Raw genomic sequence first — 21534 nt, 5'->3', positions numbered from 1 at the left:
GGGCCCTGCTCCGGACGGGTCACTTCCCCGCGCGCGCAGCGGTGGCGGCCCCGAGGGCGGCACCGCCCCAGAGGGCGCCGGGCCCAGTCGCCTCACCGGCGCCGCCGGGACCCCCGTCGGCGGCTCGGCCGTCCGGCCCGTCCGGGAGGCTGTCCGGGAGGCCGTCCGGACGCGGCGGTCCGCCCGCCGGGCGCCCGCCCCGGCCGGCCGACAGGAACTCCCGGAACACCTGCGCGGAGCGCGGGTTCTGCCCGCACTGCCACACTCCGTGCGGGCAGTAGTCGGTGATGCTGTGGTACAGCGGCTTGTGGTCGGCGATCCACGCCAGCATGTCCCGCATGTACTCGGCGTTGTCGCCGTTGCGGAACAGCCCCCACTCCGGGTACGAGATCTGCTTGCCGTGCGCCCTCGCGAAGTCGACGTGCTGCTGGAGGCCGTACGGCTGGGTCACCTGCTCCTCGAAGCTCTCTCCGGGCGGCTGGTCGTAGGAGTCCATGCCGACGATGTCGACCACGTCGTCCCCCGGGTAGCACTTCGTCCAACCGATGGCGTCCGGGCCCCGGTTGGGGGCGAAGTCGAAACGGAACCGCTGGCCCCGCACCGAACGCATCGAGGACACGATGTTGCGCCAGTACCGCTTCCAGCTCTCCGGATCGGGCTTGCACCGGTGGGTGTAGTTGAACCCGTTCATCTCCCAGCCCAGTACGATGACCGTGTCCTGCAGCCCGAGGGAGACCAGCCGCCCGGCCAGGCGCCGGAAGTGGTGGTCGTTCGCGCCCTCCGCCCCCGCGCGCAGCAGCTCGGCGACGCGGGCGTCGGGTACACCGGCCTCGTTCTGGTTGAGCATGGGCACGTTGAGGACGAACAGCCGGTCCGCGCGCTCCTTGCGCCAGTGCGCCCAGGTGTCCAGGGAATCGGGCGCCCCCTCGATGTTCGTCCAGGTGTCGCCGGGCAGGTAGGTGTGCCCGGCGCGCAGGTCGGTGCCGCCGAGCCAGTGCGAGAGCCCCTGCATCCGGTCGACGCCGGGCGAGCCGTAGTGCAGGTAGGCGCCCACGGCGACCCCCTTCCCCGAGCCTCCCCCCAACGCCCCGTGCGGTGCCGGGGCCGGGGCGCCCCCGGTGGCGAGCAGTACGACGGCGGCCGTACTGGCACAGGCGCCGGCCATCCAGCGGCCTCTACGGGACATGGCGTCTCCACAAGGTCTGCGCAGGGGTCTGCGAACAGGTCTGAGAACGGGTCTGAGAACGGTCTGCGAGCGATGTGCCTCCCCAGCGACGTTAGGCACCCCACCCGGACAACGGCCTCTCCGGTGTCCCGATCCTGGACCATTCGCGGTAGCGGACCGCCGCCGCTTCCCCCGACCAGGTGACGGCGGGAGGGCTCGGACATCCGTTCCCGCCCCGGCCCGCGGCGCGGGACGGGGACGGCCTCCGGCGGCGGGTCAGGCGCGGCGGGAGCCCCGCAGCAGCCGGCCGACGACGGCCGCGGCCGTCTTCCGGTCCCGGGCGAACCAGGCACCCAGCTCCTCGCGCACGGCCTCCGCGACGCCGCCGCGCACCGAAGCCGGGCCGCCGAGCACTCCGTGCGCCACGCCCCGGAACTCGGGCCGGTCGAGCTTCACCGAGACGACCGCGACCAGCCCCTCGCCAACCCCGAAGGCGGCCGATCCCGGTTCCGCGGACGGCGGCGGCACCCGCGCGCCCGCGAACGCGCCGACGGCGGCGGCCAGTCCCTGGCGCAGGCCTTCGGCGTGGGTACCGCCGTCCGGGGTGGGCGAGCTGTTGGCGAAGCTCAGGGCCCGCTCGCCGGGGGAGTCGTGCCACCGCAGGGCCACCTCCACCGTGCCGCCCATCGCGGGGACCTCCCGCTCGAACCCGAAGACCTCCGGGTGGACGGGGGCGCCGGCCCCGGCCCCGAGGAAGGCGACGAACTCCCGGGCCCCGTCCGGGAACCGGAACCGCTCGGAGCGCGGCTCGGCCGCGGTGCGCCGGTCGGTCAGCGTGACGTCCAGGGCACGGTTCAGGAAGGCCAGCTCCCGGAAGCGGTCCGCCAGTACGTCGAACGCGTACGCGGCCGTACCGAAGATCTCCGGATCGGGCCGGAAGGTGATCACGGTGCCCGTACCGGACGCGGGGCCCGCCGGAGCCGGAGGGGTGACCTCCTCGCCGCGCTCGTACTCCCGCAGTACGCGGACGCCGTCGTGTCGCAGCTCCGTGGTCAGGCGGCTCGACAGGGCGTTGGCGACGCACAGGCCGGTACCGCCCAGGCCCAGGGCGACCACGTGCCGGCCGGCGTGCCGGCGGCCGGCGGGCAGGCGGCACAGCAGCGCGTCCGCCTCCTCGGCGGGCAGCGCCGGGCCGTCGTCGGCGACCCGTACCGACCCGTCGGCCGTGAGGGTGACGTCCACGGCCCCGGCCCGGCCGGCCAGCACCTCGTTCACCGCCCGGTCGGCGACCTCGAAGACCAGCTGGTGCAGCCCGCGCTCGCCGTCCGACCCGACGTACATGCCGGGTCGCTTCCGGATGGCCTCCAGACCCTCCAGCACCTGGATGTGGGAGGCGTCGTACTCGATGTGGTCCTTGCTCATGAAGTCCCCCTTCGATGGTGTCCTGCAGACCCCCACAGCCTAGGTCTGATCTCGCATAACACCAGGTCAGGGCCGTTTTTCCGAAGGGGTGTACGGCCAGGTGGGCGCCCCGCGCGGGTCCGGACGGGGAACGGGCCGGGGCCCCGGCCGGCGGGCCCCCGGACCCCCGCCGAAGACCTCCAGGACCCCTTCCCGGGCGGCCCGCGGGTCCCCGGTTCCCGAGCCCGGACCCCGGGCCCGGTCCGGCGGCCGGGGCCTCAGACCATCAGCAGCAGCCGCGTCTGCGGTACCAGCTTCCGGTTGACGCTGGTGCTCTGGATGAAGATCGTGAAGTCGTCGTTGTGGTCGGGCTTGACGCGGACCTCCGCGTCGGGCAGGCCGAGCAGGGCGCGGGCCTCCGGCCCCGTGTAGATGCGGTCCGTCTTCTTCTCCAGTACCGCTATCTGCTTTCGCGCCTGGACCTTTTCCGACTTGCTCAGCTGGTAGAAAGCGCAACCGGTGCGGTAGGTGTGCCCGCTCTCGACGACCCATTCCCGGATGGCCGCGTCACGGGCCACCGGAATCAGCTGGTACTTCGACGGATCCGCGGGAGTGAGACCGGCCGCCTCGATCGCCTTCTTGTTGACCGCTTCACCGCCCGTGGAGAAGACCGCCCGCGAACCGCGGATTCCCTTGGTGCGGCCCACCATGAATTTCTCGGTGGCCTCCTGGATGACCTGTCCGGCGTCCTCCAGCCCGCGGGTGCTCGTGGCGTCCCAGATGGCGATGTTGTCCTTCGGGAAGCCGCACTGCATGGCCTCGCGCTTGCCCATCTGGTCCGGCACCAGGACGGCCAGCGTCCAGTTGTCGTCCTGCGTCTCGATCATCGTGCCCACGGCCTTCACCAGTTCACCGGGGGTGCGGCCGGGGGCGCCGGGGCACCGGTGGCTGGCGTTCTCCTGACCGTCGGTCAGCACGAAGGTCAGGAAGCTGTGGTCGCCGTACAGCTGGGCGGTCTGCGCCAGCTCCCGCTGCGACTGCAGCGTCGCCGCCAGCAGCGCCGTCATCCCGCCGACCCGGTACAGCTGCTTCAGGGACGGCATCCGCAGCACGTCCTTGTCGTAGATGACGCACTCGACCTTGTTCGAGAACACGTAGACCGTGACCCGGGTTTCCTGATCGAGTTCCTTGGAACGGCGGGCCAGATAGGCGATCTGCTGATCTGCCACGTCGACGACCTTCTGGCTCAGGTGCGACATCGAGGAACTCGCGTCCAGCACGAGGGCGACGTGATTGATGTAATTCTGGATTCCGGCCATGGCGGACCCCCCTGATTCCGTTCCCGACTTGATGCTCCGATCCTCGCACCCGCCACTGACAATCGGCCTCGGACCGCCCGGTCAGCGGTCCTTGAGGAGCGCGCAGGCGAAGTCCTCCTGGACCGTGCGGAGACGGGCTAGCAGGGCGGGCTTGTTCCCCTTGCTCGTCTGGGTGTTGATGGAGAACGTGAGCGACCTCGTGCCGTCGGGCGTGGCGGCGGCCAGCTGCGTGTAGCCGGGGAAGTTGCCGGTGTGGCCGTACAGCACGCCGCAGCGGGTCGTGTACTGGAAGAGCGCGAGCCCGGCGGCGTTGGTGCCCGGGCCGGCGGGCTCGGAAGCGTCCCCGGGACGGAAGGCGAGCTGCTCCGCGCGGGTCTTCTGCGACAGCAGGCCGGGACCGCCGTACGCGCGGATGAAGGCGCCCAGATCCCGCGGGGTGGAGACGATCCCTCCGGAGGCCCAGACCCCCGAGGTGCCGACGGCCTCGCTGACGTCCTCGGGCGCCGCGGGCGGGGAGACGTCGTAGCCGTGCAGGAACGGGCGCGGCAGGCGGTAGCCCGGGGGCAGGCTGGTCCGGCGCAGCCCGAGGGGCCGGTACACGAGGTCCTTCAGGAGGTCCTCGTAGCGGCGGCCGGTCGCGGCCTCGGCCATCAGGGCGACGGCGATGTTGTCGGAGTTGGAGTACTCGTACAGGGAGCCCGGAACGAAGAGCAGCGGCTCGCGCGCGACGAAGTCCAGGAGGCGGCGGGAGTCGAAGACGTGCCGGGGGTCGGCCTGGAGGATCCGCAGGAACGCCGGGGCGGCCGAGAAGTCGGGCAGGCCGCTGGTGTGCTGGAGCAGCTGACGCAGTGTCACAGCGTGCCAGGCCTGTGGCTGTTCGGGCAGAAGTTCGCCGATGGTGTCGTCGAGGGAGAGCGCCCCCTGGTCCACGAGCCGGAGCGCGACGGCCCCGCTGAACGCCTTCGCGATGCTGGCGACGCGCATGTGGTCGTCGAGGTGCGGCGGGCGCCCGGTGGCGAGGTCGCCGACACCGGCGGTGTACACCCGCGTCCGGCCGCCCTTGGTCAGTACGGCGATCACCCCGGGCGGGCCGTCGTCCTGGGCGACGAGCCGGTCCAGCTGCCGCTGGAGGCGCTCGTCCGGACCCGGGCCGGGCGGTGTGCCGGCCGCCTGCGCGGGCGGGAGCAGCGCGCCGAGCGCGGCGGCGGTGAGCGCGGCGGCGGACAGACCGGCGCGGAAACGGCGTACGGAGGCGCGGGTGGGCACGGATGTCTCCCGGTGTGAGGTGCGGTGGGACGGCGGCTCACACCACTAGCACCCCCGCCCCCGCCCCGGCCCGTCGCCGCGCGCCACCACGGCCGCTCAGCCCACCCGGAACCCCTCGCACCGGGCGTGTCCGGGCCGCGGCCGTCAGCGGGTGAAACCGGCCACCCGGGCATGGGCCGTGACGGTGCCGTCGCCGAGGAGGGCGGCCTTGGCGTGCAGGCGGTCCATCACCGACGGGCCCGGGTCGCCGTACACGTCGATGGAGCGCATCCGGATCAGCGGGACGAAGGCCCGGAACCTGGGGCCGCCGAGTTCGAGGTGGAGTTCCAGCGACGCCGCGTCCGGGTGGACGGCCAGCAGGGTCATGGTGGACCCGGCCCGGTCGACGTAGAAGTGATAGGCCAGGAGCTGCGGTTCGACCGTCTCGACGAAGGCCGCCAGCTCCCTCATGGCGGCCTTCGCGTCGTCGAGGCGGCCCGGCAGGATGTCCGAGCGGTCGACGTAGTGGATCGTCTCCGGCGGTGGCATGCCCAGACGCTAGCCGGACCGGAGGCGGCCGCCGGCCCGCCGCGCCGCGTTCACCGCAGGACGGCGATGCCCAGGGGGCGGGTGCCGGCCGGGAGGCGCCGGGTGGTGCCGTCGGCGAGGTCGACGACGGTCAGCCCGTTCCAGTAGCCGTCCCGCGTGTAGCCGCCGGTGACGTACGCCGTCCTGCCGTCGGGCGACACCGCGACGTCCTCGTGCGGGCCGTCCAGCGGATACACGCGCTCCTCGCCGCCCGGCGAGCGCACGGTCAGCGACGGTCCCGCACCCTCCTCCACGGCGCCCGTGCCGACGACGAGGAGGCGGCCGTCGGCGGTGAGGGCGGCGCCGTGCTGGTGGGTTCCGGCCGTCATCGGCTCCACCGCGACCGTGCTGCCGCGCGGGTCCACCACGGCCAGCCGTTCCCCTTCGAACGGCAGCAGCAGCCGGCCGTCACCGGGGCGTACGACCGCGTAGTGCGGCTTGAGCCAGGAGCCGAGCCCGCCCCCGGTGCCGTACGGGGCGACCTCGATGCGGCGCGCCGCGAGGGTGTCCGCGGCCACCACCGTGCCGTCGAAGGAGTCGTGGCCGGTCACGTACACCTCGCCGCCGTCACGGGCGACGTCCACGTCGAAGGGCCGGCGGCCCACCGGCACCGTCGCCGTGACCGCGCGTGCGGCGGTGTCGATGACCTCCAGGACGCCCCGGCCGCCGGGGACGTTGACCCCCACGTAGACGCGCGAGCCGTCCGGCGCGAGCGCGATGCCCATGTCGCCGCCCCGGTACTCGCCGGTGCCGACCGGACCCGTACCGGTCGTGTACGGGATCCGGGCCACCCGGGTGCGGGCGCGCGTGTCGACCACCGCCACGCCCTCGGCGGTCGCCACCCAGGCGAGCCCGTCGGGGCCGACGGCCAGCCCGTACGGCGCGGTGCCGACGGCCACGGACCCCACCGGGCCGCGCCGGGGGTCGACGAAGGTGACGGTGTCCGCGCCGAAGTCGGCGACGAGCAGGGTCCCTTCGGGGGTGGCGCGCCCGCTCGGCAGCGGGGTCCCGCTCGGGGCGGGCGCGGCGGAGGCAGGGCCCGCGCCGCCCTCCGCCCCGGCCCGCGCGGTGCAGCCGCCCAGCAGCGCGAGCACGGCCGGGACGGCCAGGAGCAGCCCCCGCGCACGGGCTCGGCGGCTCACGGCCCGCTCCGGCCGTCGCCGCCCGACCGGTCCTGCGCCGCTGCCAGGAGCCGGGCCAGACCGGCGAAGCCGCGCCGCACCGCGTGCTCGTACGCCGTCACGCCCTCGGAGTCGGCGAGCCACGGGTCGGCTCCGGCGGCGAGCAGCAGCCGGACGACCTCCTCGTGGCGGGAGCCCCCGTCGCCGAGGATCACCGCCTCCAGCAGGGCGGTCCAGCCGAGCCGGTTGACGTGGTCGACGCGGACGTCCGTCTCCGCCAGCACGGCCCGTACGTATCCCACGTGCCCGCGCTCGGCGGCCGGGATGAGGGAGATCCCGCCGAACCGGTTGCGCTGCGTCAGGTCGGGTCCGGCCGGGAGCAGGGCCCGCATCATGCGGACACTTCCGGTGACGCCGGTGACCAGCCAGGGGCTGTCCGCTCGGGAGTCGGGGGCGTTCGGGTCGGCGCCGGCGGCCACCAGGACCTCGGCCGCCCGGAGGTGGTCGCCGAGGACCGTCAGCAGCAGCGGTGTGCGCAGGTCCTCGTCGCGGGTCTCCGGGGCGGCGCCGGCGGCGAGCGCGGCGCGCACCGCGTCGGTGTCCCCGGCCCTGGCGGCGTCGAGCAGGAGTCGGTCGTGCGGGTTCATGCCCCCATCGTGGCCCGGGCGGTACCGGCGGGCGGTCCGCCCGCCGTCCCTCCCGTACGGCCCGACCGGCCGACCCGCCCGTCATCCGATCGGCTGATCCGCCCCGGCCGCGAGCCCGCCGGCGGCCGGGCCGCGGCAGGGGGTCGCACGGCCGCGGCAGGGTGGTGGCAGGGCGGCGCCTCAGCCGGTGCAGCCGGGGACCGCTCCGGACGGGGCGCAGTTGTTCGGCCGGTTGTCGCGGACCGCGTCACCGTTGAGGGTGAGGACGCCGGAGGCCTTGAAGATCCCGCCTCCGTCGCCGGCCCGGTTGTGGGTGATGGTGTTCCGCTCCAGCGTGGTCGAGCCCGGCCTCAGCACCCCTTCCGCGTGGTAGAGGCCGCCGCCCTGCGCCGTGCCGTTCTTCGCGGTGACGGTGTTGCGGAGCAGTTCGTTGTGCTCGGCCCTCAGGACGCCGCCTTCGGGGTTGTCGATGCCGGCCCCCTGCGCGGTGCCGTTCGGTGCGTCGGCCGTGTTCCCCGTGATGTGGCTGTCCTTCAGGTCGAGCGTGCCGAAGGGGCCCACGCGGATGCCGCCCCCGCGCGCGGTGCCGTCCTTGGCGACGGCCCGGTTGCCGCTGATCTTCACGTCGGTCACGGTCATCAGGGCGTTGTTGGCGATGCCGCCGCCCTGGGCCACGCCCTGAGGGGCGTCCGCGACGTTGTCGCGGACGGCCCCGCCGGTCACGGTCAGTCTCCCGAATTCCTCCGGGATGCCGTTGGCCACGGCGCCGCGCGCGATCCCCTCCCTGGCGAAGGCACGGTTGTCACTGATGACGGTGTCCCTGATGGTCGTGCCGAAGAAGCTGATGATGGCGGACCCGAAGGCGATGCTCCGCGTGCGGGGGGTGACGGTCGCGGTGTTCCCGGTGAGCCGGGAGCCGGTGACGGTCAGCGGACCGTCGTTGGAGATGCCGCCGCCCGCGGCGCCCCCCTCGGCGGCGTCCCCGTCGTAGACGACGTGGTTCCCGCTCACCTCCGTGTCGCTGATGCCGCCGGCGGAGCCGGGGCTGTCGATGCCGCCGCCCTGGGCGAAGATCCTGGACGCGGACGTGTTGCCGGTGACCTTGCTGTGGGTGATCTTCATCTTCCCGTTGTTGGAGATGCCGCCGCCGCAGGCCATGCCCACCGGGTCCGGGAAGGCGGGGCAGTCCGTGGCGTAGCCACCCCGGATGGTCGTCCGTCTCAGCGTGAGGTCGCCCGTCTTCTCGACGTAGATGATCCGGAACTTCGCCACCTTCTTCCCGTGCCCGTCGCGTTCGATCGTGGCCCCGCGTCCGTCGATGGTGATCTTGCTGGTGATCACCGGCAGTCCGTTGCCCGGGTGCACGGGGTCCGGTGCCCTCAGCTTGTACGTGCACCCGCGCGCGAGCCGGATCGTGTCCGCTCCGGGTGTGCCGTTCGCGGTGTTGACGGCCTCGACGAGGTCCGGGACCGAGCAGGCGACCTCCACGGTGGCGGCGCGCGCGGCCTGGGCGGGGACCGCCACCAGCGAGCCCGTGACGAGGGCGAGGACGGCGGGTACGTGCCGACGGGACATGGAGGTTCCTCCTTGTGCGATGCATGCGACTGGGGGGAGGGCCGGCCGTCGGGGACCGCGGCGGGCCGAGCCCAGCCGACCACGCACGCGGGTGGTCGGCTCCCCGGCGTGATCCGTACGGGCGGCCGCACAGCCCGTACGGATCACGCGGGCGTGCGAACGGCCCAAGACGGGCCGCCCTGCTGACCCCCGGTCAGTGGAACCGGTGCAGGTTCTCGCGGAGGAAGGCCTCCAGGCTGCGCGGGGCGCGTCCGGTCAGGCGCGGGAAGGTGTCGTCCGGGGTCTCCTCGCGCGCCACCGCGAGCTGCTGGATCTCCACCACGTGGGAGGCCAGCCAGGGCGGCATCCCGGCGCGCCCGACCAGGTGGGCGTGGAGCGCGGACGGGCTCAGGTCGAGGTGGCGGACCGGCCGTCCCAGCAGTTCGCCGAGGAGCGCGGCGAGTTCCGGGTGGCTGTAGGCCCGCCCGCCGGTCAGCGGATACGCGCGGCCCGCCGTCTCCGGGCGGGTGAGGACCGCGGCCGCGGCGTCCCCGACGTCCCGCACGTCCACGTAGTTGCACCGCGCCCCGCCCATGGCGCCGTGGAACACTCCGGCGCCGGCGATGCCGGGGGCCAGGAGCAGCAGCTTCTGCATGAAGGCGTACGGCCGCAGGACGGTGGTGGTGATGCCGCTGGACCGCAGCCGCTCCTCGATCAGATGGTGGCCGCGGGAGACGGCGACGGGGGAGTCCGGCTCGGCGGCCGGAGCGGACACCTTGACGACGTGCCCCACGCCGCAGTCGGCGGCCGCCTGGACGGCGTCCAGTTCGTACCGCACCTGGTGCGGGCCGTTGGCCATGGTGAGGAAGAGCGCGCGGGCGCCCCGGAAGGCGGCCCGCAGGGAGTCCGGGTCGGCGGCGTCGGCCGCCAGTACCGTGGTACGGGCGAGGGTGCGCCGGTCGAGCCCGGCGGCCAGGCGGGCGGGGTCGCGGCTGAGGGCCCGGGCGGGTACGCCGAGGGCCGCGAGGCTGCGCAGGGTGGCTCCACCGGTGGCGCCGGCGGCGCCCATGATGACGATCACGGTGTGTTCCTCACGGGTCGGGGGGCGGCGGGGAGCCGACGCCAGGCGGTGACGGTGGCCGCGATGGCCGCGGAGACGGGCAGGTCGGCCGGCAGGCGGCGCGGCCAGGGGCTGTCGGAGAGGGCCGGGACCTGCGGCAGCCAGTGGGCGGCGGCGAGTCCGGCGGCCAGGCCGAGCGCCGCGCCCGCCAGGCCGAGGCCGGCTGCCGCGAGCGCGCGCGGGGTGCGGGCGGGCCGGATACGCGCGGGCCGGCGCCGCAGGACCGCGCCGAGCACGGCGGCGACCAGGGCCGAGGTTGCGCTGATGGTGGTGAGTGCCGCGGCCACCAGCTGCGGCTGCCGGGTGAGCGCCCCGGCGAGCCCGGCCGTGAGGGCGGGCATGGCGTAGGCGGCCAGCACGTCGGGCCACAGGGCGGGCGGCGGGGGAGCGCCGGGAGCCTTCGTATGCGTCATGGATCCTCCTGCAAAGGTGTTTAGGTGGCTAATCAGTAGGTCAGGGTGGGTAATTAGGGACCTAATTATCTGGGTGGAAGAAAGGCGGGCCGCCTCCTGGCGGCCCGCCCCGGGCGGCGTCAGTCCCGGGTGAGCGAGTCGATGCCCGCGACCACCCGGGCCAGCAGGTCGAGGAAGATCGTGCGCTCCTCGGGGGTGAGTCCGGCGACCAGTCCCTGCATCCGGCTGAAGTGCTCCGGTGCCAGGTCGCGCAGCTTGTCGGCGCCGCGCGCGGTGAGGATCACCACGTTGCCGCGCCCGTCCTCGGTGGACGGCCGACGGGCCACCAGCCCCTCCCGCTCCAGGCCGTCGACCAGGCCCGTCACCGTGGCCCGGGAGACGCCGAGGCTCGCCGCGAGCTGGGAGGGCGACTTCTCGCCGCCGTGGTCCTCCAGGTCGGCCAGTAGCCGGTAGCGGCCGGTGGAGAGGCCGAAGCGGCCGAAGTGCACCTCGCCGGCCTGCCCGATCCGGGCGCCCGCCGCCATCAGCCGCGCCGCGACCAGGACCGCCTGCGGATCGGCCGTGAGGCCGTAGCGGACGATCTGGCGGCGTGCCTGGTCGAGGGTGGGGGCGTCGGGGCCGTGGTCGGCGTGCTGGATCACGGGGAAAGTATGGCGGCTAATCGGATTGCCGGTCAAGTGGCGGCGCGGCTGCGGCGAAGTGCACGTCGTAGCGGTCCTGCTCCCCGAGCAGGACCTCGAAGGGCTCCTCGCCCCGCCGGACCCGCCCCAGGGCCCGGAAGTAGCCGAAGCGGTCGACGCCCGGAGCCAGCAGGACGAGCAGCTCCGCCGCCCGCCCCGGAGCGGCGCCGAACGCGTGGACCGTGCCCGGCGGTACCACCACCAGGCCACCCGCCCCCACCGTCTCGGCCCGGTCGCCGCCGGCGCCCCACCACCGGAACCGGGCGGCACCGTCCAGCACGTAGAACACCTCGGTCGACCGGGAGTGGTGGTGCGGACCGGCGCCGTCGGCCCCGGCCGCCAGCCGCAGCAGGTTGGCACCCACCGTCCCCGCCGTGTCGGCGGCGTCGGCGAGGAGCCGCATCCCGGCTCCTGCGGGCAGCGGGACGTGCTCGGCCTCCTCGGACCGTACGACGAACGGGTTCACGGCGACTCCTCTGGCAGACGGCATCCGGTCACCCCATTCGACTCCGGGAACAACCGGCGGACCAGAACCGGTTGAGGATCACGGCCATCTCGGACCGAGATGACCGGGCCGGGCGGGCGCCCGTCACACCGGGGGAGCGCGGACCGAATGGAACTGCGGCAGCTCAGGTACTTCGTCGCGGTGGCCGACACGGGCGGCTTCGGCAGGGCCGCCGAAAGCCTGGGCATCGTCCAGTCCGCCGTCAGCACCCAGATCGGGCGCCTGGAACGGCAGTTCGGCGTCGCGCTGTTCGACCGCGGCACGCGGCGCACCGTCCTGACCGGCCCGGGTGAGGCACTCCTGCCGCAGGCCCGCGCCGTGCTGGAGGCGGCCGACCGGACGCGGGCGCTGGCCGCCGCCCTCGCCGACGGCAACGCCGGCCTGCTCCGGCTGGGCCCGGTCCGGGGCCCCCGCACCGCCCGGCTGCTCCACCGCCTAGCTGACCAGACCGGTGCCTTCCGCGTGACCCTGCGCCACGTCCCGGCCGCCGAACGGCTGCGCCTGCTGCGCGACGGCGAACTCGACGCCGCCTTCGTCCGCGGCGCCCCGGCCGCCCCGCCCGGCACCAGCCTCCTGGAAGCCTGGCGGGACCCCCTGTACGCCGCCGTACCGGCCGGCCACCCCTTGGCCGCCCGCCCCGTCCTGACCCCGGCCGAACTCGCGGAACTCCCGCTCCGGCTCGCCGGCCGGACCGCCAATCCGCCCTTCCACGACCTGGTCACCCGCCTGTTGCGGGCGGCCGGGAGCCGGCCGCCCGCAGGCCCCCGCTTCACCACGCTCCCCGAGACCCTCGCGGAGATCGCCTCGGCGGCCGAGCCGTCCTGGACCCTCTTCTACGAGGTCACCGGACTGCCCGACTTCCCCGGCGTCGCCGTACGCCCCCTCGCGGGCCCCGCGTCGACCACCTGGCTCGCGGTCCCCGAAGGCCCGCCCTCGCCGGCGGTGCGCCGGCTGCTGGCGGCTCTGGCGGACCTCGCCGGGTAAGGGGGCAGCCCGGTCCCGAAGGCGCCCCCGCGACCCGCCGAAGGCGCCCCCGCGACCCGCCCAAGGCACCCGGAATCAGCCCTACCGCTTCGGTCCGCCGCGGCGCCCGCAACCGCGTCGCGGCCGCACAGGCGGAGCGTGGCGCGGGTGCGGCCGCCCGCGCGGCCCCCCGCCGGGGTGCCGCGGTTCGGCCACGCGCCCCCTGCGCCGCGCCGGCGCGCGTTCCTACCCGGTGGTTGCTGGGCACCCGCTTGGTGCCCGTTGATCAGCACCCGAGGAGAGCCCGGATGACCAAGGTCCTCGTCCTGCACAGCGTCAGCATCGTGAGGTCGGCGCTGGCCGCCCTCCTGAGATCGGAGGGCGGGTTCGACGTCACGTGCGCCGACTGGCGCTCCGCGGCCCGCGAGGCGGAGTCCTTACGGCCCGACGTGACCGTTCTCGACCTCGACTGTCCGGGCGCTTCGGCCACCCTGGAGGCCCGGGCGGGGACCTCCCGCCCGCTCGACGGGCCGCCCGACCCGCTGCTGGTGCTCGCCACCTCCGGAACGCCCGGCTCCCTCCAGCGCGGAGTCCGCGCGGCGGCGCGCGGCTACGTCGACAAGGACGGGTCGCCCGGCCGCCTCGTCCGGGCCATCCGCAAGGTCGCCGCCGGAGAGCGGTTCGTCGACCCCTCGCTCGCCTCGGCCCTCCTGGAGGCCGACCCCATGCCGCTCAGCCCCCGTGAACTGACCGTCCTGGCCCGGGCCGCGGAGGGCGACTCCATCGCGGAGATCGCCCACGCCCTGCACCTCGCCAGCGGCACGGTCCGCAACTACATGGCCGCCGCCACCCGCAAGACCGGCGCCCGCAACCGGATAGACGCCATCCGGATCTCCCGGCGGGCCGGCTGGGTCTGAGGACGGCCCCTTCCCGCTGCCACGGGCCCGCTCACACCCGCGCGTTCCAGACCCCCACCAGCTCCCGGTACAGCGCCGACCGGTCCGGGAGGTCCGCGTGCGTGCCGCAGACCGCACGGCTCCCGTCGAGTACGAGGACCCGGTCGGCCCGGGCCGCGGAGGAGATGCGGTGGGCCACGACGACCAGGGTGCCCGGGCGGTCGGCGAGCGCCCGCTCGGCGCGCTCCTCGGCCGCCGGATCGAGGTGGCAGGTGGCCTCGTCGAGCAGCAGCAGCGGAGCGGGCGACAGGTGGGCGGCCACCAGCGCGAGCAGCTGCCGCTCGCCCTGCGAGAGCCCGGCGGGGTCCAGCGGCGCGTCGGGCCCGCCCAGCCGCTCCAGGAGGCCGGCCGCCCCGAGGTCCGCCACGGCCCGTTCCAGCCGCGCCCCCGGCACCGGCCCGGGACACAGGTGCGTGAGGTTCTCGCGGACGGAGCCGGTGAACACGTACGCCTGCTGCGGCAGCAGGGTCCGCCGGGGATCGGGACCCCGCCCGGGCCCGCGCAGGGCCGGGGCGCCGGCCAGCAGGACGGTGCCCCGGCCGGGCGTCAGGAGCCCGGCCAGCAGGGCGGTGAGGGTGGACTTGCCGATGCCGCTCGGCCCGACGACGGCGAGGTGCTCCCCCTCGCGCAGCGCCAGGTCGAGCCCGTCGACCACCGGCAGGGCGTGGGCCCCGTACGCGAACCGCACCTGCCGAAGCTCGGCGGCGAGCCCCCCGCCGCCGGGCGCGGGCACCGGCTGCGGACCGGGCTCCCGCGCCTCCGTGGCCGGCTTCAGCGCCCCCGCGGCCGGCTCCCGCCCCGGTCGCGGGAGGCAGAACCGGTCCAGGACCACCACGAGCCTGGTGCCCGCGGAGCCCACGGCGCCCATGAGCGCGTCCAGCGCCGGCAGCAGGGACTGGACCAGGTAGGTCAGGGCGGCGGCCAGGGCCCCCGGGCTCAGCCCCCGCCCGAGCAGCCAGGGCGCCCCCAGCAGCAGCGCGACCACCGGGAGCCGGCCCGCGACGCCGAGCGCCACCGTGCGCAGCGCGGCCCACCGGGCCAGCAGCCGCGTCAGCCGCTCCTGTTCGGCGATCAGCAGCCGCGGGCCGGCCGACGCCTCGGCGCCGCCCCCGCAGGCGACCACGTCGCGCAGGCCCGCCGCCAGCTCCCCGGTCCGCGCGGCCAGGGCCTCGTCGGTGTCGAGCGCCCGCCGCTGCACCCGGGCCATCGGGCGCAGCGTGAGCAGGAACCCGGCCGTCCCCAGGAGCAGCGGCGGCAGCACGAACAGGAGCAGCACCGGCGCCAGCGCCGCCAGCCCGGCCAGCGCCCCCGCCGCCGTGAAGACGAAGGACCGGGCGACGAGCACCAGTCCGGCGAAGGAGTCCCGGGCCATCTCGGTCTGCTGGGTCAGCCGGGAGACGGCCCCGTCGTGCGCGGCCCGGGCGGGGTGGGCGACCGCGCGCTCCAGGGCCTGGCGCACGGCCCGGCGCACCAGGCCGTCGCGCAGCGGTTCGACGAGGTCGGCGAGCCCGCCGAAGACCCCCCGCAGGGCCAGTCCGCCGAGGACCGCGCCGGCCCCGGCGACGGCCAGCCAGGCGAGCCCGGTTCCGGTCCTGGAGGCGAGGAAGCCGTCGTCGAGGGCGCGGGCCACCGCGTACCCGCCGAGGAAGGTGTGGCCGGACTCCAGGAGGGACCACAGCGCGAGGCGGCGCAGGGTCCGGCCACGTCCGCGCAGGAAGCGCCGTCCCTCGCCGCCGACCCGGCGCCAGGTGCCGTCCCCGCTCACCGCTGCGCCCCGGGGCCGGCCGGGTCCTCGGCGGCCCCGAACAGCGTGCGGTAGCCGGGGTCCCGCCACAGCTCCGCGTGTGTCCCGGTGGCCCGGACCCGGCCCTCCTCCAGCCATACGACGAGGTCGGCGCGGGCGGCCGTGGCGGCGCGGTGGGTCACCACGAGACGGGTCCGGGCCCGTACGTCGCGGGCCAGGGCACGCTCCACCTCGCGGGCGGTGACGGTGTCCAGGGAGGAGGTGGCGTCGTCGAGGACGAGCACCCGGCCGGCCCCGCGGAACGCCCTTGCCAGGCCGAGTCGTTGCAGTTCGCCGCCGGACATCGGGGCTTCGGCGAGCGGTGTGCCGTAGCCCCGGGGCAGGCGGAGCACGAACGGTTCGGCGCCGGCGGCCCGCGCGGCGGCCCGCACGGCGTCCGCGCCGGGGGCGGGCCGGCCCCCGAAGGCGATGGCCCCGCCCACGGTCTCCCCGAACAGGGCGGGCCGCTCGAAGGCGTGGCCGACCTCGCGGCGCAGCGCCCCGGTGGTGAGCTCCTCCAGCGGGGTGCCGTCCAGCAGGACCCGGCCCCCGTCGCAGGGGGTGAGCCGTCCGGCCGCGGCGGCCAGCAGGCTCTTGCCGGACCCCGAACGGCCGACGACCGCCGTGGTGGTGCCGCCCGCGAGGCGCAGGTCGACGCCGCTCAGCACGGTCCGGCCCGCGCGCACCAGACGGACCCCGCGCAGCTCCAGCGTGCCGGAGCCGTCGGCGGCGTACTCCCTTTCCCCCTGGGGGAGTTCGGGCAGGCCGAGCAGGGCGGCCGTGCGGCGGGCGGCGGCCCGGCCGCGCACCACCGCCGCGAGCCGGGCCGTGACGGCCCCGGCGCCGGCCGCGAGCCCCGCGTAGCGGACGGCGGCGAGCAGGCCGCCGACGCCGAGCGCCCCGTCCGACAGGCGCAGGCCGCCGACGCCCAGGACCACGTACAGCAGGAGTGGCATCAGGGCGCCGGTGCGGGCGGCGGTACCCCCGTAGATCCGCCACATCTTCCGTCCCTCGCGGCCCAGTTCGGGCAGCGGGGCCAGGACCCGTGCCGCCTCGCGCTCCGCGGTGCCGGCCGCCGCGATGGTACGGGCGCCGGCCAGCGCCTCGGCGAGGCGCCCGGCCAGGGTGAGCTGCACCTGCTGGTAACGGCCCACGCTGGCGTCCGACGCGCGGGCGAAGGCCCTCAGCAGCAGCGCGAGGACGGGGACCCCGGCCAGGAAGGCCAGGCCGGTCCAGACGTCGACGAGGAACAGCGCGACGAGCCCCCCGGCCGGCGGAAGCAGGGCCGTGACGGCCGTCGCGGCCGCCGCGGGGACGGTCCCGGCGGCCGCGGCGTGGGCGGTGAGCCGGGCCGAGACCTCGCCGGGGGAGTGGCGGGCGGCGTGGTGCGGTGCGGTGCGCAGCAGCGCGCCGAGGCCGCGCCGTCGCAGCCAGGCGGTGGAGCGGGCGTCCACGCCGCCGGTGAGCCGGGCGGTCGCGGCGTCCAGCAGTACCTCGGCGGCGATCACGGCCGCGCAGCACCAGGCCCACAGGGTGCCCGAGGGGTCGCGGCGCAGCAGCAGGTCGAGGGCGTGGCCGAGGAGGGCGGGTTCGGCGAGCGCCGCGCAGGCGGCGGCCAGCGAGCAGCCGGCCACGGCCGCGGTGCGGCCGGCGCTGTGCCGTGCGGCCGCCCGCAGCGCCCGGTCGGCGGCCGACGCCTCACCGGGCGGATCGGCGGCCGGGGTCACGCCGGCGGCGGGCGGGGTCATCGGGGGCGGCTCCTTGTGTTTCCCGGCGGCCCGGGACGCGGGTGCCCGGGATGAGGTGCGGGCCCGGGCGAAGTGCCGCCCGGGCCCGCAGGGACCCGATCAGTTACAGGTCGTGATGCTCAGGCTGCTGTCGCCGCAGAGCAGGAGGCTGGCGCGGCTGCCGCCCCCGCCGCCGAGCTGCGCGGCCTCGGTGGTCTCTTCCTTCGGGGTCTCCATGGACTGCAGGTCGAGAAGGGTCATGGCTGGTTCCTTTCCTTCGCTGGTGTGTTCCGATGGGTCACGGCCCCCCGGTGGGGGACCGGCTCTGGGGCCGCCGCGGTGCGCGGCGGCGGGAGGAACGGCAGGTGCGCGCGTCCGCCGGTGGCGGCGCTGCCGAGGGCCAGGAGGGCGCCGGCGGTGCCGGTGGACAGGTCCATGGACAGGCGCATCATCTGCTCGCCGGGGAAGGCGAGCCGTCCCTGGTACGGGAGTGCGTGGCGGGCCAGGGCCTCGATCTGCCGGCCGATGTCCGCGGGACCGGTGCCGGGGCCGGGCGTGGTGGTCCGGGACAGGTGCAGGATCATGCCGGCGGCGCCGCGGAACAGGCCCGGCTGGGCGTAGAAGGTGGCCTGGGCCGCCCGGACGATCTCGGGCCGGGCCTTCTCGAAGCGGTCGTCCCGCCCGTGCCGCGACCAGTCGTCCAGGACCACGCCGATGCCCACGCTGCCCGCGCCGAGGTAGGGCATGGTGCGCCAGCCCTCGTCCACCTGGAGGGTGCCGAAGGCGCTGGTCACGCAGCGGTCCAGGTCCCGGTGCAGGAACTGCCCGGCGCGCCCCAGCAGTTCGGGGTCCCCGGTGCGCTCGTACAGGCGCAGGTGCAGCAGGGCGATCCCGCTCTGCCCGTACAGCAGCCCCGCCCGTTTCAGCCCGGGGGCGGCCGCGTGGGCCAGTTCCGCGCAGCGCAGGGCGGCGTCGTGCAGGGCGGCGTCGCCGGTGGCGGTGCCGAGGGAGTCGAGGGCGAGGCCGATCCCGGCCAGGCCGCCGTGCAGGTCGGGTCCGGCGGACTGCCACGGCTGTGCCAGCAGGCGCTCCACCAGGGCGAGCGCGCGCTCGTGGTGTCCGAGCCGGTGGTGCGTCCAGGCCAGTCCGGCGAGGCCGTCGTAGAAGCCGAGCGGTGTGCCGGACGCGGGGTCCCGCGTCCGGGCGAGCAGCCACTCCTCGGCCTGCGGCCAGGGGGCGTCGCCCGTCTCGGCGAGCGCGTACAGCACCCCGGCGGCGCCGTGGCCGAAGGCCGTTCCGCCGCCGGCGGTGGCGAACTGGACCGGGTCGCCGGGGAAGAGGCGGTCCTCGCGCTCCGGGGTGGCGGTGGCGCGCAGGGCTGCCGTCAGGGAGGCGCGGGCGGCCGGCCAGTCCTCGGGGCGGGCCGGGAGGTACGGCCGGGCGGGGGCGGGTGTGCGCCGGCCCGGGGAGGCGTCGCCGGGGTCGGCGAGGATCTCCCGTACCGCCTCGTCGAGGAAGGAACGGGGTACGGGGAACTGCTCGGCGGCGATGTCCGCGAGGTGCGCGGCCTTGCCCCGGTCCATCACCAGCAGGCTGGTCAGCGGCAGGAACAGGGCCAGGCGCAGACAGGCCAGGGCGTACCGGTCGACGGCGAAGCCGCGCCGGCCGGGCGGTGCCACGAAGGCCGGGTTGGCCACCGTCTGGCGCAGGCCCTCGTCGACGTGGGCGGCGGCCTCGAAGTCGAGGAGGGCGACGGAGGGTTCGCCGGTGTCCGCGTCCTCCGCGACCATGATGTTGAACAGGTGCAGGTCGTTGAAGACGATGCCGCGGGCGTGGACCGCGTCGACGGCCTCGGTCACCCGTGCGTGGATCTTCAGCGCCCAGTCGGTGTAGGCGGCGAGCTCCGCGGGGCCGGGGTCGGCCTCGATCAGCGGATGGCGGCGGGCGAAGTAGGTGTTCAGGGGCTTGCCGTCGAGGTACTGGAGCGCGAGGAAGTGGTGCTCCCCGACGGTGAAGGCGCCGCGGACGGCGGGTACGCAGTCCAGCCCGGCCAGCCGCTCCAGCGCCCTGCGTTCCCGGTGCAGCCGGGCCACGGCGTCCGCCCCGTCGGCGGCCAGTCCCGCGAAGGGGCGGGCCTCCTTGAGGACGACCGGCTCTCCCGTGCGGGTGTCGCGGGCCGCGTACACCCCGCCGCCGTTGGAGAAGTGCAGGGCCCGCTCGACGGTGTAGGGCATGCCCTCCAGGGTGACGGCGGAGCGCCGTTCCAGGTGCGGCCGCAGGAAGTCCGGCGCCTCCACCCAGGCGGGCGGCCGGAACGCCGGACCGCGCACCTCCGGTACCAGCCGGCCGCCGGGCTCCTCGATCGCGGGGACCAGTTCGCCGTGTTCGTCGTAGCAGTGCCGCAGGGTGAAGCTGCCGTAACGCAGGTGCACGGGGCCGTCGTTCCAGCGCAGGTCGCTGAGGACGTACGGGCCGGGCTCGCCGGCCAGCAGGGCGTCCAGGTCCTCCGCGACCCGCCGGCAGGCGTCCGCGTCGGCGGGGTAGACGGTGAGGAACTTTCCGCTCGCCGCGCGGTCCGCGTACTTGGCGTTGCGAAGGTGCAGCAGGTAGCTGCTGGGCACGAACTTGAAGGCGATCCGCCGTTCCACGCAGTAGCCGTGGACCCGGTCGAGGACGGACTCCGCGTTGTCGAGACAGGCCGACACGTGGATCTTCCAGCCCTGGGAGGGGAGGCGGAGGCCGAGGGGCCGCAGGGCCAGCCAGTCGCCGCTGCGGTGCGAGCGCCAGCCCTCGGGTACGGGGGCGGTGGCCGCCGGGAACTCCTCGCCGGCCCGCCGGTACGGGGCGTCGTAGAACCAGCGGTCGGCGTCGCAGAAGGCCGCGTGCCCGTTGTTCACACCTGCTCCCTCGGTCGGTGACGGGAGCAAAGGTGGCACGTGGCGAGGAGCCCGCGACAGTCGCGTTTGTCACCAGCCCGACGTGCGCTACGCACGGGTCACCTGGGCCCCGCAGGCGCCGGGGCGCCCCGGCGCCGCCGCGTCGCCGGCGCTGTCGTCAGCCCGCCGCCGCACCGATCCGGTCACGCTGGACGGCCTCCCGGCGGACCGGAGGCCGCCGCCACCAGGCCTCCGATATCCGAACCACCCGTCCGTAAATCGATCCTCGACATGCGGAGGCCTTTGGGATCTGACAGTGTCACCCCCAACTGGCCGCTGGATACCAGAGATAGGGCCAGTTTCAACCTTCGAATCGAAAGCGAGTCCTGTCGTGCGTCAGCGCTTAGCAGCAGTCTCCGCCGCCGCCCTCCTCTGCCTCGCCGGCGCCACGGGCGCGGCGGAGGCCGCCCCCGCGACCCCGCACGGTCCGTCCGCCATGGTCCTCGGCGTCGTCCAGGGCCGCGACGCCGCCACCGGCACCGCCCTGCGGGCCGTCACCCTCAGCTGCGCCTACACCGCCGAGGGCACGCACCCCGACCCGAGGGCCGCGTGCGACGTGCTGGGCGCCACCGGCGGGAAGCTCGACCGCCTGCTCGCCGCCCCGGCCCCCGACCGCCCCTGCCCCCGGCAGTACGCCCCCGTCACGGTCACGGCGGACGGGGTCTGGCGCGGCAGCCGCATCGCCTGGCAGCACACCTTCCCCAACCCCTGCGAGATGGCGGCCACCCTGAACGGCAACCCGCTCTACGCCTTCTGACGCCGCGGGATCAGCGGCCGCCCTCCGGAGCGAGCACCGCGGCCGCCGCGAAGAGGCGGGCGCAGCGCCGCGTCATGGCATCGGGGGTCTGCTCCGGGTGCTTGACCCACCACCGGACCAGGGTGGCCACCAGGTCCCGCCACACGTACAGGAGCGCGTCGGCGTCCAGCGGGTCGGCGGATCCGGCACCGCGCAGCAGTTCCGCGGTGCCGGCGGCGGCCAGCCGGTCGACGGCCGCCCGGTACCCGGCGGCCGCGCGCGCCGCCTCCCCGCCCGGCGGCAGGGTGCGGTCGTACAGCACGAACCACGACTCCCGCCGCCCCTCCAGCGCGGTGAAGATCGCCTCGAGCACCCGCAACGGGGTCCGCGGGGTGGTCCCGTCCGGCCCCATCGCCGCGCGGACCGCCCCCAGCAGCCGGTCGCCGACCGGCACGAGGCAGGCCACGTAGAGGTCCTCCTTCGTGCCGAAGTACTGGTGCAGCAGCGTCTTGGTGACGCCGACCCGCGCCGCGATCGCCGGCAGCGAGGCCGCGGCGTAGCCGCGGGTGCCGAACTCCTCCGTGGCGGCCTCCAGCATCTGCCGCGCACGGAGCTCGCGGGGGACTCCCTTGGTGCCGGCTTTCGAAGGAGGGGTTGCCATGCGCCGATCTTACC

General features: G+C 75.6%; 20 protein-coding genes. 3 read left to right on the top strand and 17 right to left on the bottom strand.

What is annotated here, in order from left to right:
• Positions 1–19: 19 nt before the first annotated feature.
• The 12 genes from ABD973_RS00960 to ABD973_RS00905 all read right to left on the bottom strand — a co-directional run bounded on the left by ABD973_RS00960 (position 20) and on the right by ABD973_RS00905 (position 11719).
• Positions 20–1186, bottom strand: coding sequence for a glycoside hydrolase family 26 protein (locus ABD973_RS00960; protein ID WP_241253495.1), 1167 nt, complete (start codon positions 1184–1186; stop codon positions 20–22).
• Positions 1187–1441: 255 nt separating this feature from the next.
• Positions 1442–2587 (bottom strand): ATP-binding protein, encoded by a 1146-nt coding sequence (locus tag ABD973_RS00955; protein ID WP_345497703.1) that lies wholly within the window; start codon positions 2585–2587, stop codon positions 1442–1444.
• 257 nt (positions 2588–2844) lie between these two features.
• Positions 2845–3885, bottom strand: a complete 1041-nt coding sequence (locus tag ABD973_RS00950; protein WP_125823633.1) for a vWA domain-containing protein — start codon at positions 3883–3885, stop codon at positions 2845–2847.
• Positions 3886–3966: 81 nt separating this feature from the next.
• Entirely contained in the window at positions 3967–5151 is a 1185-nt protein-coding gene (locus ABD973_RS00945) for a serine hydrolase domain-containing protein (protein ID WP_125823634.1), read from the bottom strand.
• A gap of 144 nt (positions 5152–5295) precedes the next feature.
• Positions 5296–5679 carry a hypothetical protein gene (locus tag ABD973_RS00940; RefSeq protein ID WP_125823635.1) on the bottom strand — a complete coding sequence of 128 codons (384 nt, stop codon included), beginning with the start codon at positions 5677–5679 and terminating at the stop codon, positions 5296–5298.
• 50 nt (positions 5680–5729) lie between these two features.
• Complete coding sequence (locus ABD973_RS00935) at positions 5730–6860, bottom strand: YncE family protein (protein ID WP_345497700.1); 1131 nt, start codon at positions 6858–6860, stop codon at positions 5730–5732.
• Positions 6857–7486: an ankyrin repeat domain-containing protein gene (locus ABD973_RS00930; protein WP_345497698.1), complete on the bottom strand. Its 630-nt coding sequence runs from the start codon at positions 7484–7486 to the stop codon at positions 6857–6859. Before ABD973_RS00930 ends, ABD973_RS00935 begins: the two co-directional genes overlap by 4 nt.
• A gap of 180 nt (positions 7487–7666) precedes the next feature.
• The gene (locus ABD973_RS00925; RefSeq protein WP_345497696.1) at positions 7667–9061 is read right to left on the bottom strand and encodes a hypothetical protein; all 1395 of its coding nucleotides are present in this window, start codon (positions 9059–9061) and stop codon (positions 7667–7669) included.
• Between the two features lie 193 nt (positions 9062–9254).
• Complete coding sequence (locus ABD973_RS00920) at positions 9255–10121, bottom strand: NmrA family NAD(P)-binding protein (protein WP_345497695.1); 867 nt, start codon at positions 10119–10121, stop codon at positions 9255–9257.
• On the bottom strand, positions 10118–10573 hold the full coding sequence (locus tag ABD973_RS00915) for a hypothetical protein (RefSeq protein ID WP_125823640.1): 456 nt from the start codon (positions 10571–10573) through the stop codon (positions 10118–10120). The genes ABD973_RS00920 and ABD973_RS00915 overlap by 4 nt, the downstream gene beginning before the upstream one ends.
• Before the next feature lie 119 nt (positions 10574–10692).
• Complete coding sequence (locus tag ABD973_RS00910; protein WP_241253496.1) at positions 10693–11214, bottom strand: MarR family winged helix-turn-helix transcriptional regulator; 522 nt, start codon at positions 11212–11214, stop codon at positions 10693–10695.
• Between the two features lie 16 nt (positions 11215–11230).
• Positions 11231–11719 carry a cupin domain-containing protein gene (locus tag ABD973_RS00905; protein WP_345497691.1) on the bottom strand — a complete coding sequence of 163 codons (489 nt, stop codon included), beginning with the start codon at positions 11717–11719 and terminating at the stop codon, positions 11231–11233.
• A gap of 147 nt (positions 11720–11866) precedes the next feature.
• Between ABD973_RS00905 and ABD973_RS00900 the strand changes: the two genes are divergently transcribed.
• Both ABD973_RS00900 and ABD973_RS00895 read left to right on the top strand, forming a co-directional pair.
• On the top strand, positions 11867–12742 hold the full coding sequence (locus tag ABD973_RS00900) for a LysR family transcriptional regulator (RefSeq protein ID WP_345497688.1): 876 nt from the start codon (positions 11867–11869) through the stop codon (positions 12740–12742).
• A gap of 287 nt (positions 12743–13029) precedes the next feature.
• Positions 13030–13638 carry a response regulator transcription factor gene (locus tag ABD973_RS00895; RefSeq protein ID WP_345497686.1) on the top strand — a complete coding sequence of 203 codons (609 nt, stop codon included), beginning with the start codon at positions 13030–13032 and terminating at the stop codon, positions 13636–13638.
• A 31-nt stretch (positions 13639–13669) separates the two neighbouring features.
• Here ABD973_RS00895 and ABD973_RS00890 read toward each other — a convergent pair whose 3' ends face one another.
• The 4 genes from ABD973_RS00890 to lanKC form a co-directional block, all read right to left on the bottom strand.
• Positions 13670–15442, bottom strand: a complete 1773-nt coding sequence (locus tag ABD973_RS00890) for an ATP-binding cassette domain-containing protein (RefSeq protein WP_345497684.1) — start codon at positions 15440–15442, stop codon at positions 13670–13672.
• Positions 15439–17208, bottom strand: coding sequence for an ABC transporter transmembrane domain-containing protein (locus tag ABD973_RS00885; RefSeq protein WP_345497682.1), 1770 nt, complete (start codon positions 17206–17208; stop codon positions 15439–15441). Before ABD973_RS00885 ends, ABD973_RS00890 begins: the two co-directional genes overlap by 4 nt.
• 99 nt (positions 17209–17307) lie before the next feature.
• Positions 17308–17448, bottom strand: coding sequence for a SapB/AmfS family lanthipeptide (locus ABD973_RS00880; RefSeq protein ID WP_125601303.1), 141 nt, complete (start codon positions 17446–17448; stop codon positions 17308–17310).
• Positions 17445–20084, bottom strand: coding sequence for a class III lanthionine synthetase LanKC (gene lanKC / locus ABD973_RS00875; protein WP_345497674.1), 2640 nt, complete (start codon positions 20082–20084; stop codon positions 17445–17447). The genes ABD973_RS00880 and lanKC overlap by 4 nt, the downstream gene beginning before the upstream one ends.
• A 370-nt stretch (positions 20085–20454) precedes the next feature.
• Here lanKC and ABD973_RS00870 point away from each other — a divergent pair, with 370 nt between their 5' ends.
• On the top strand, positions 20455–20880 hold the full coding sequence (locus tag ABD973_RS00870; protein WP_345497672.1) for a subtilase-type protease inhibitor: 426 nt from the start codon (positions 20455–20457) through the stop codon (positions 20878–20880).
• Positions 20881–20890: 10 nt separating this feature from the next.
• Here ABD973_RS00870 and ABD973_RS00865 read toward each other — a convergent pair whose 3' ends face one another.
• Complete coding sequence (locus ABD973_RS00865) at positions 20891–21520, bottom strand: TetR/AcrR family transcriptional regulator (RefSeq protein WP_345497670.1); 630 nt, start codon at positions 21518–21520, stop codon at positions 20891–20893.
• Positions 21521–21534 lie beyond the last annotated feature (14 nt).

Source organism: Streptomyces racemochromogenes (assembly GCF_039535215.1).
GTDB lineage: Bacteria > Actinomycetota > Actinomycetes > Streptomycetales > Streptomycetaceae > Streptomyces > Streptomyces racemochromogenes.
This window is presented reverse-complemented; position numbering and strand designations above follow the sequence as displayed.

Coding starts and splice junctions, on each gene's coding strand:
- ABD973_RS00955 (WP_345497703.1), bottom strand. CDS start 2,587: ATGAGCAAGGACCACATCGAGTACGACGCCTCCCACATCCAGGTGCTG.
- ABD973_RS00885 (WP_345497682.1), bottom strand. CDS start 17,208: ATGACCCCGCCCGCCGCCGGCGTGACCCCGGCCGCCGATCCGCCCGGT.
- ABD973_RS00925 (WP_345497696.1), bottom strand. CDS start 9,061: ATGTCCCGTCGGCACGTACCCGCCGTCCTCGCCCTCGTCACGGGCTCG.
- ABD973_RS00895 (WP_345497686.1), top strand. CDS start 13,030: ATGACCAAGGTCCTCGTCCTGCACAGCGTCAGCATCGTGAGGTCGGCG.
- ABD973_RS00940 (WP_125823635.1), bottom strand. CDS start 5,679: ATGCCACCGCCGGAGACGATCCACTACGTCGACCGCTCGGACATCCTG.
- ABD973_RS00900 (WP_345497688.1), top strand. CDS start 11,867: ATGGAACTGCGGCAGCTCAGGTACTTCGTCGCGGTGGCCGACACGGGC.
- ABD973_RS00915 (WP_125823640.1), bottom strand. CDS start 10,573: ATGACGCATACGAAGGCTCCCGGCGCTCCCCCGCCGCCCGCCCTGTGG.
- ABD973_RS00930 (WP_345497698.1), bottom strand. CDS start 7,486: ATGAACCCGCACGACCGACTCCTGCTCGACGCCGCCAGGGCCGGGGAC.
- ABD973_RS00880 (WP_125601303.1), bottom strand. CDS start 17,448: ATGACCCTTCTCGACCTGCAGTCCATGGAGACCCCGAAGGAAGAGACC.
- ABD973_RS00865 (WP_345497670.1), bottom strand. CDS start 21,520: ATGGCAACCCCTCCTTCGAAAGCCGGCACCAAGGGAGTCCCCCGCGAG.
- ABD973_RS00950 (WP_125823633.1), bottom strand. CDS start 3,885: ATGGCCGGAATCCAGAATTACATCAATCACGTCGCCCTCGTGCTGGAC.
- ABD973_RS00960 (WP_241253495.1), bottom strand. CDS start 1,186: ATGTCCCGTAGAGGCCGCTGGATGGCCGGCGCCTGTGCCAGTACGGCC.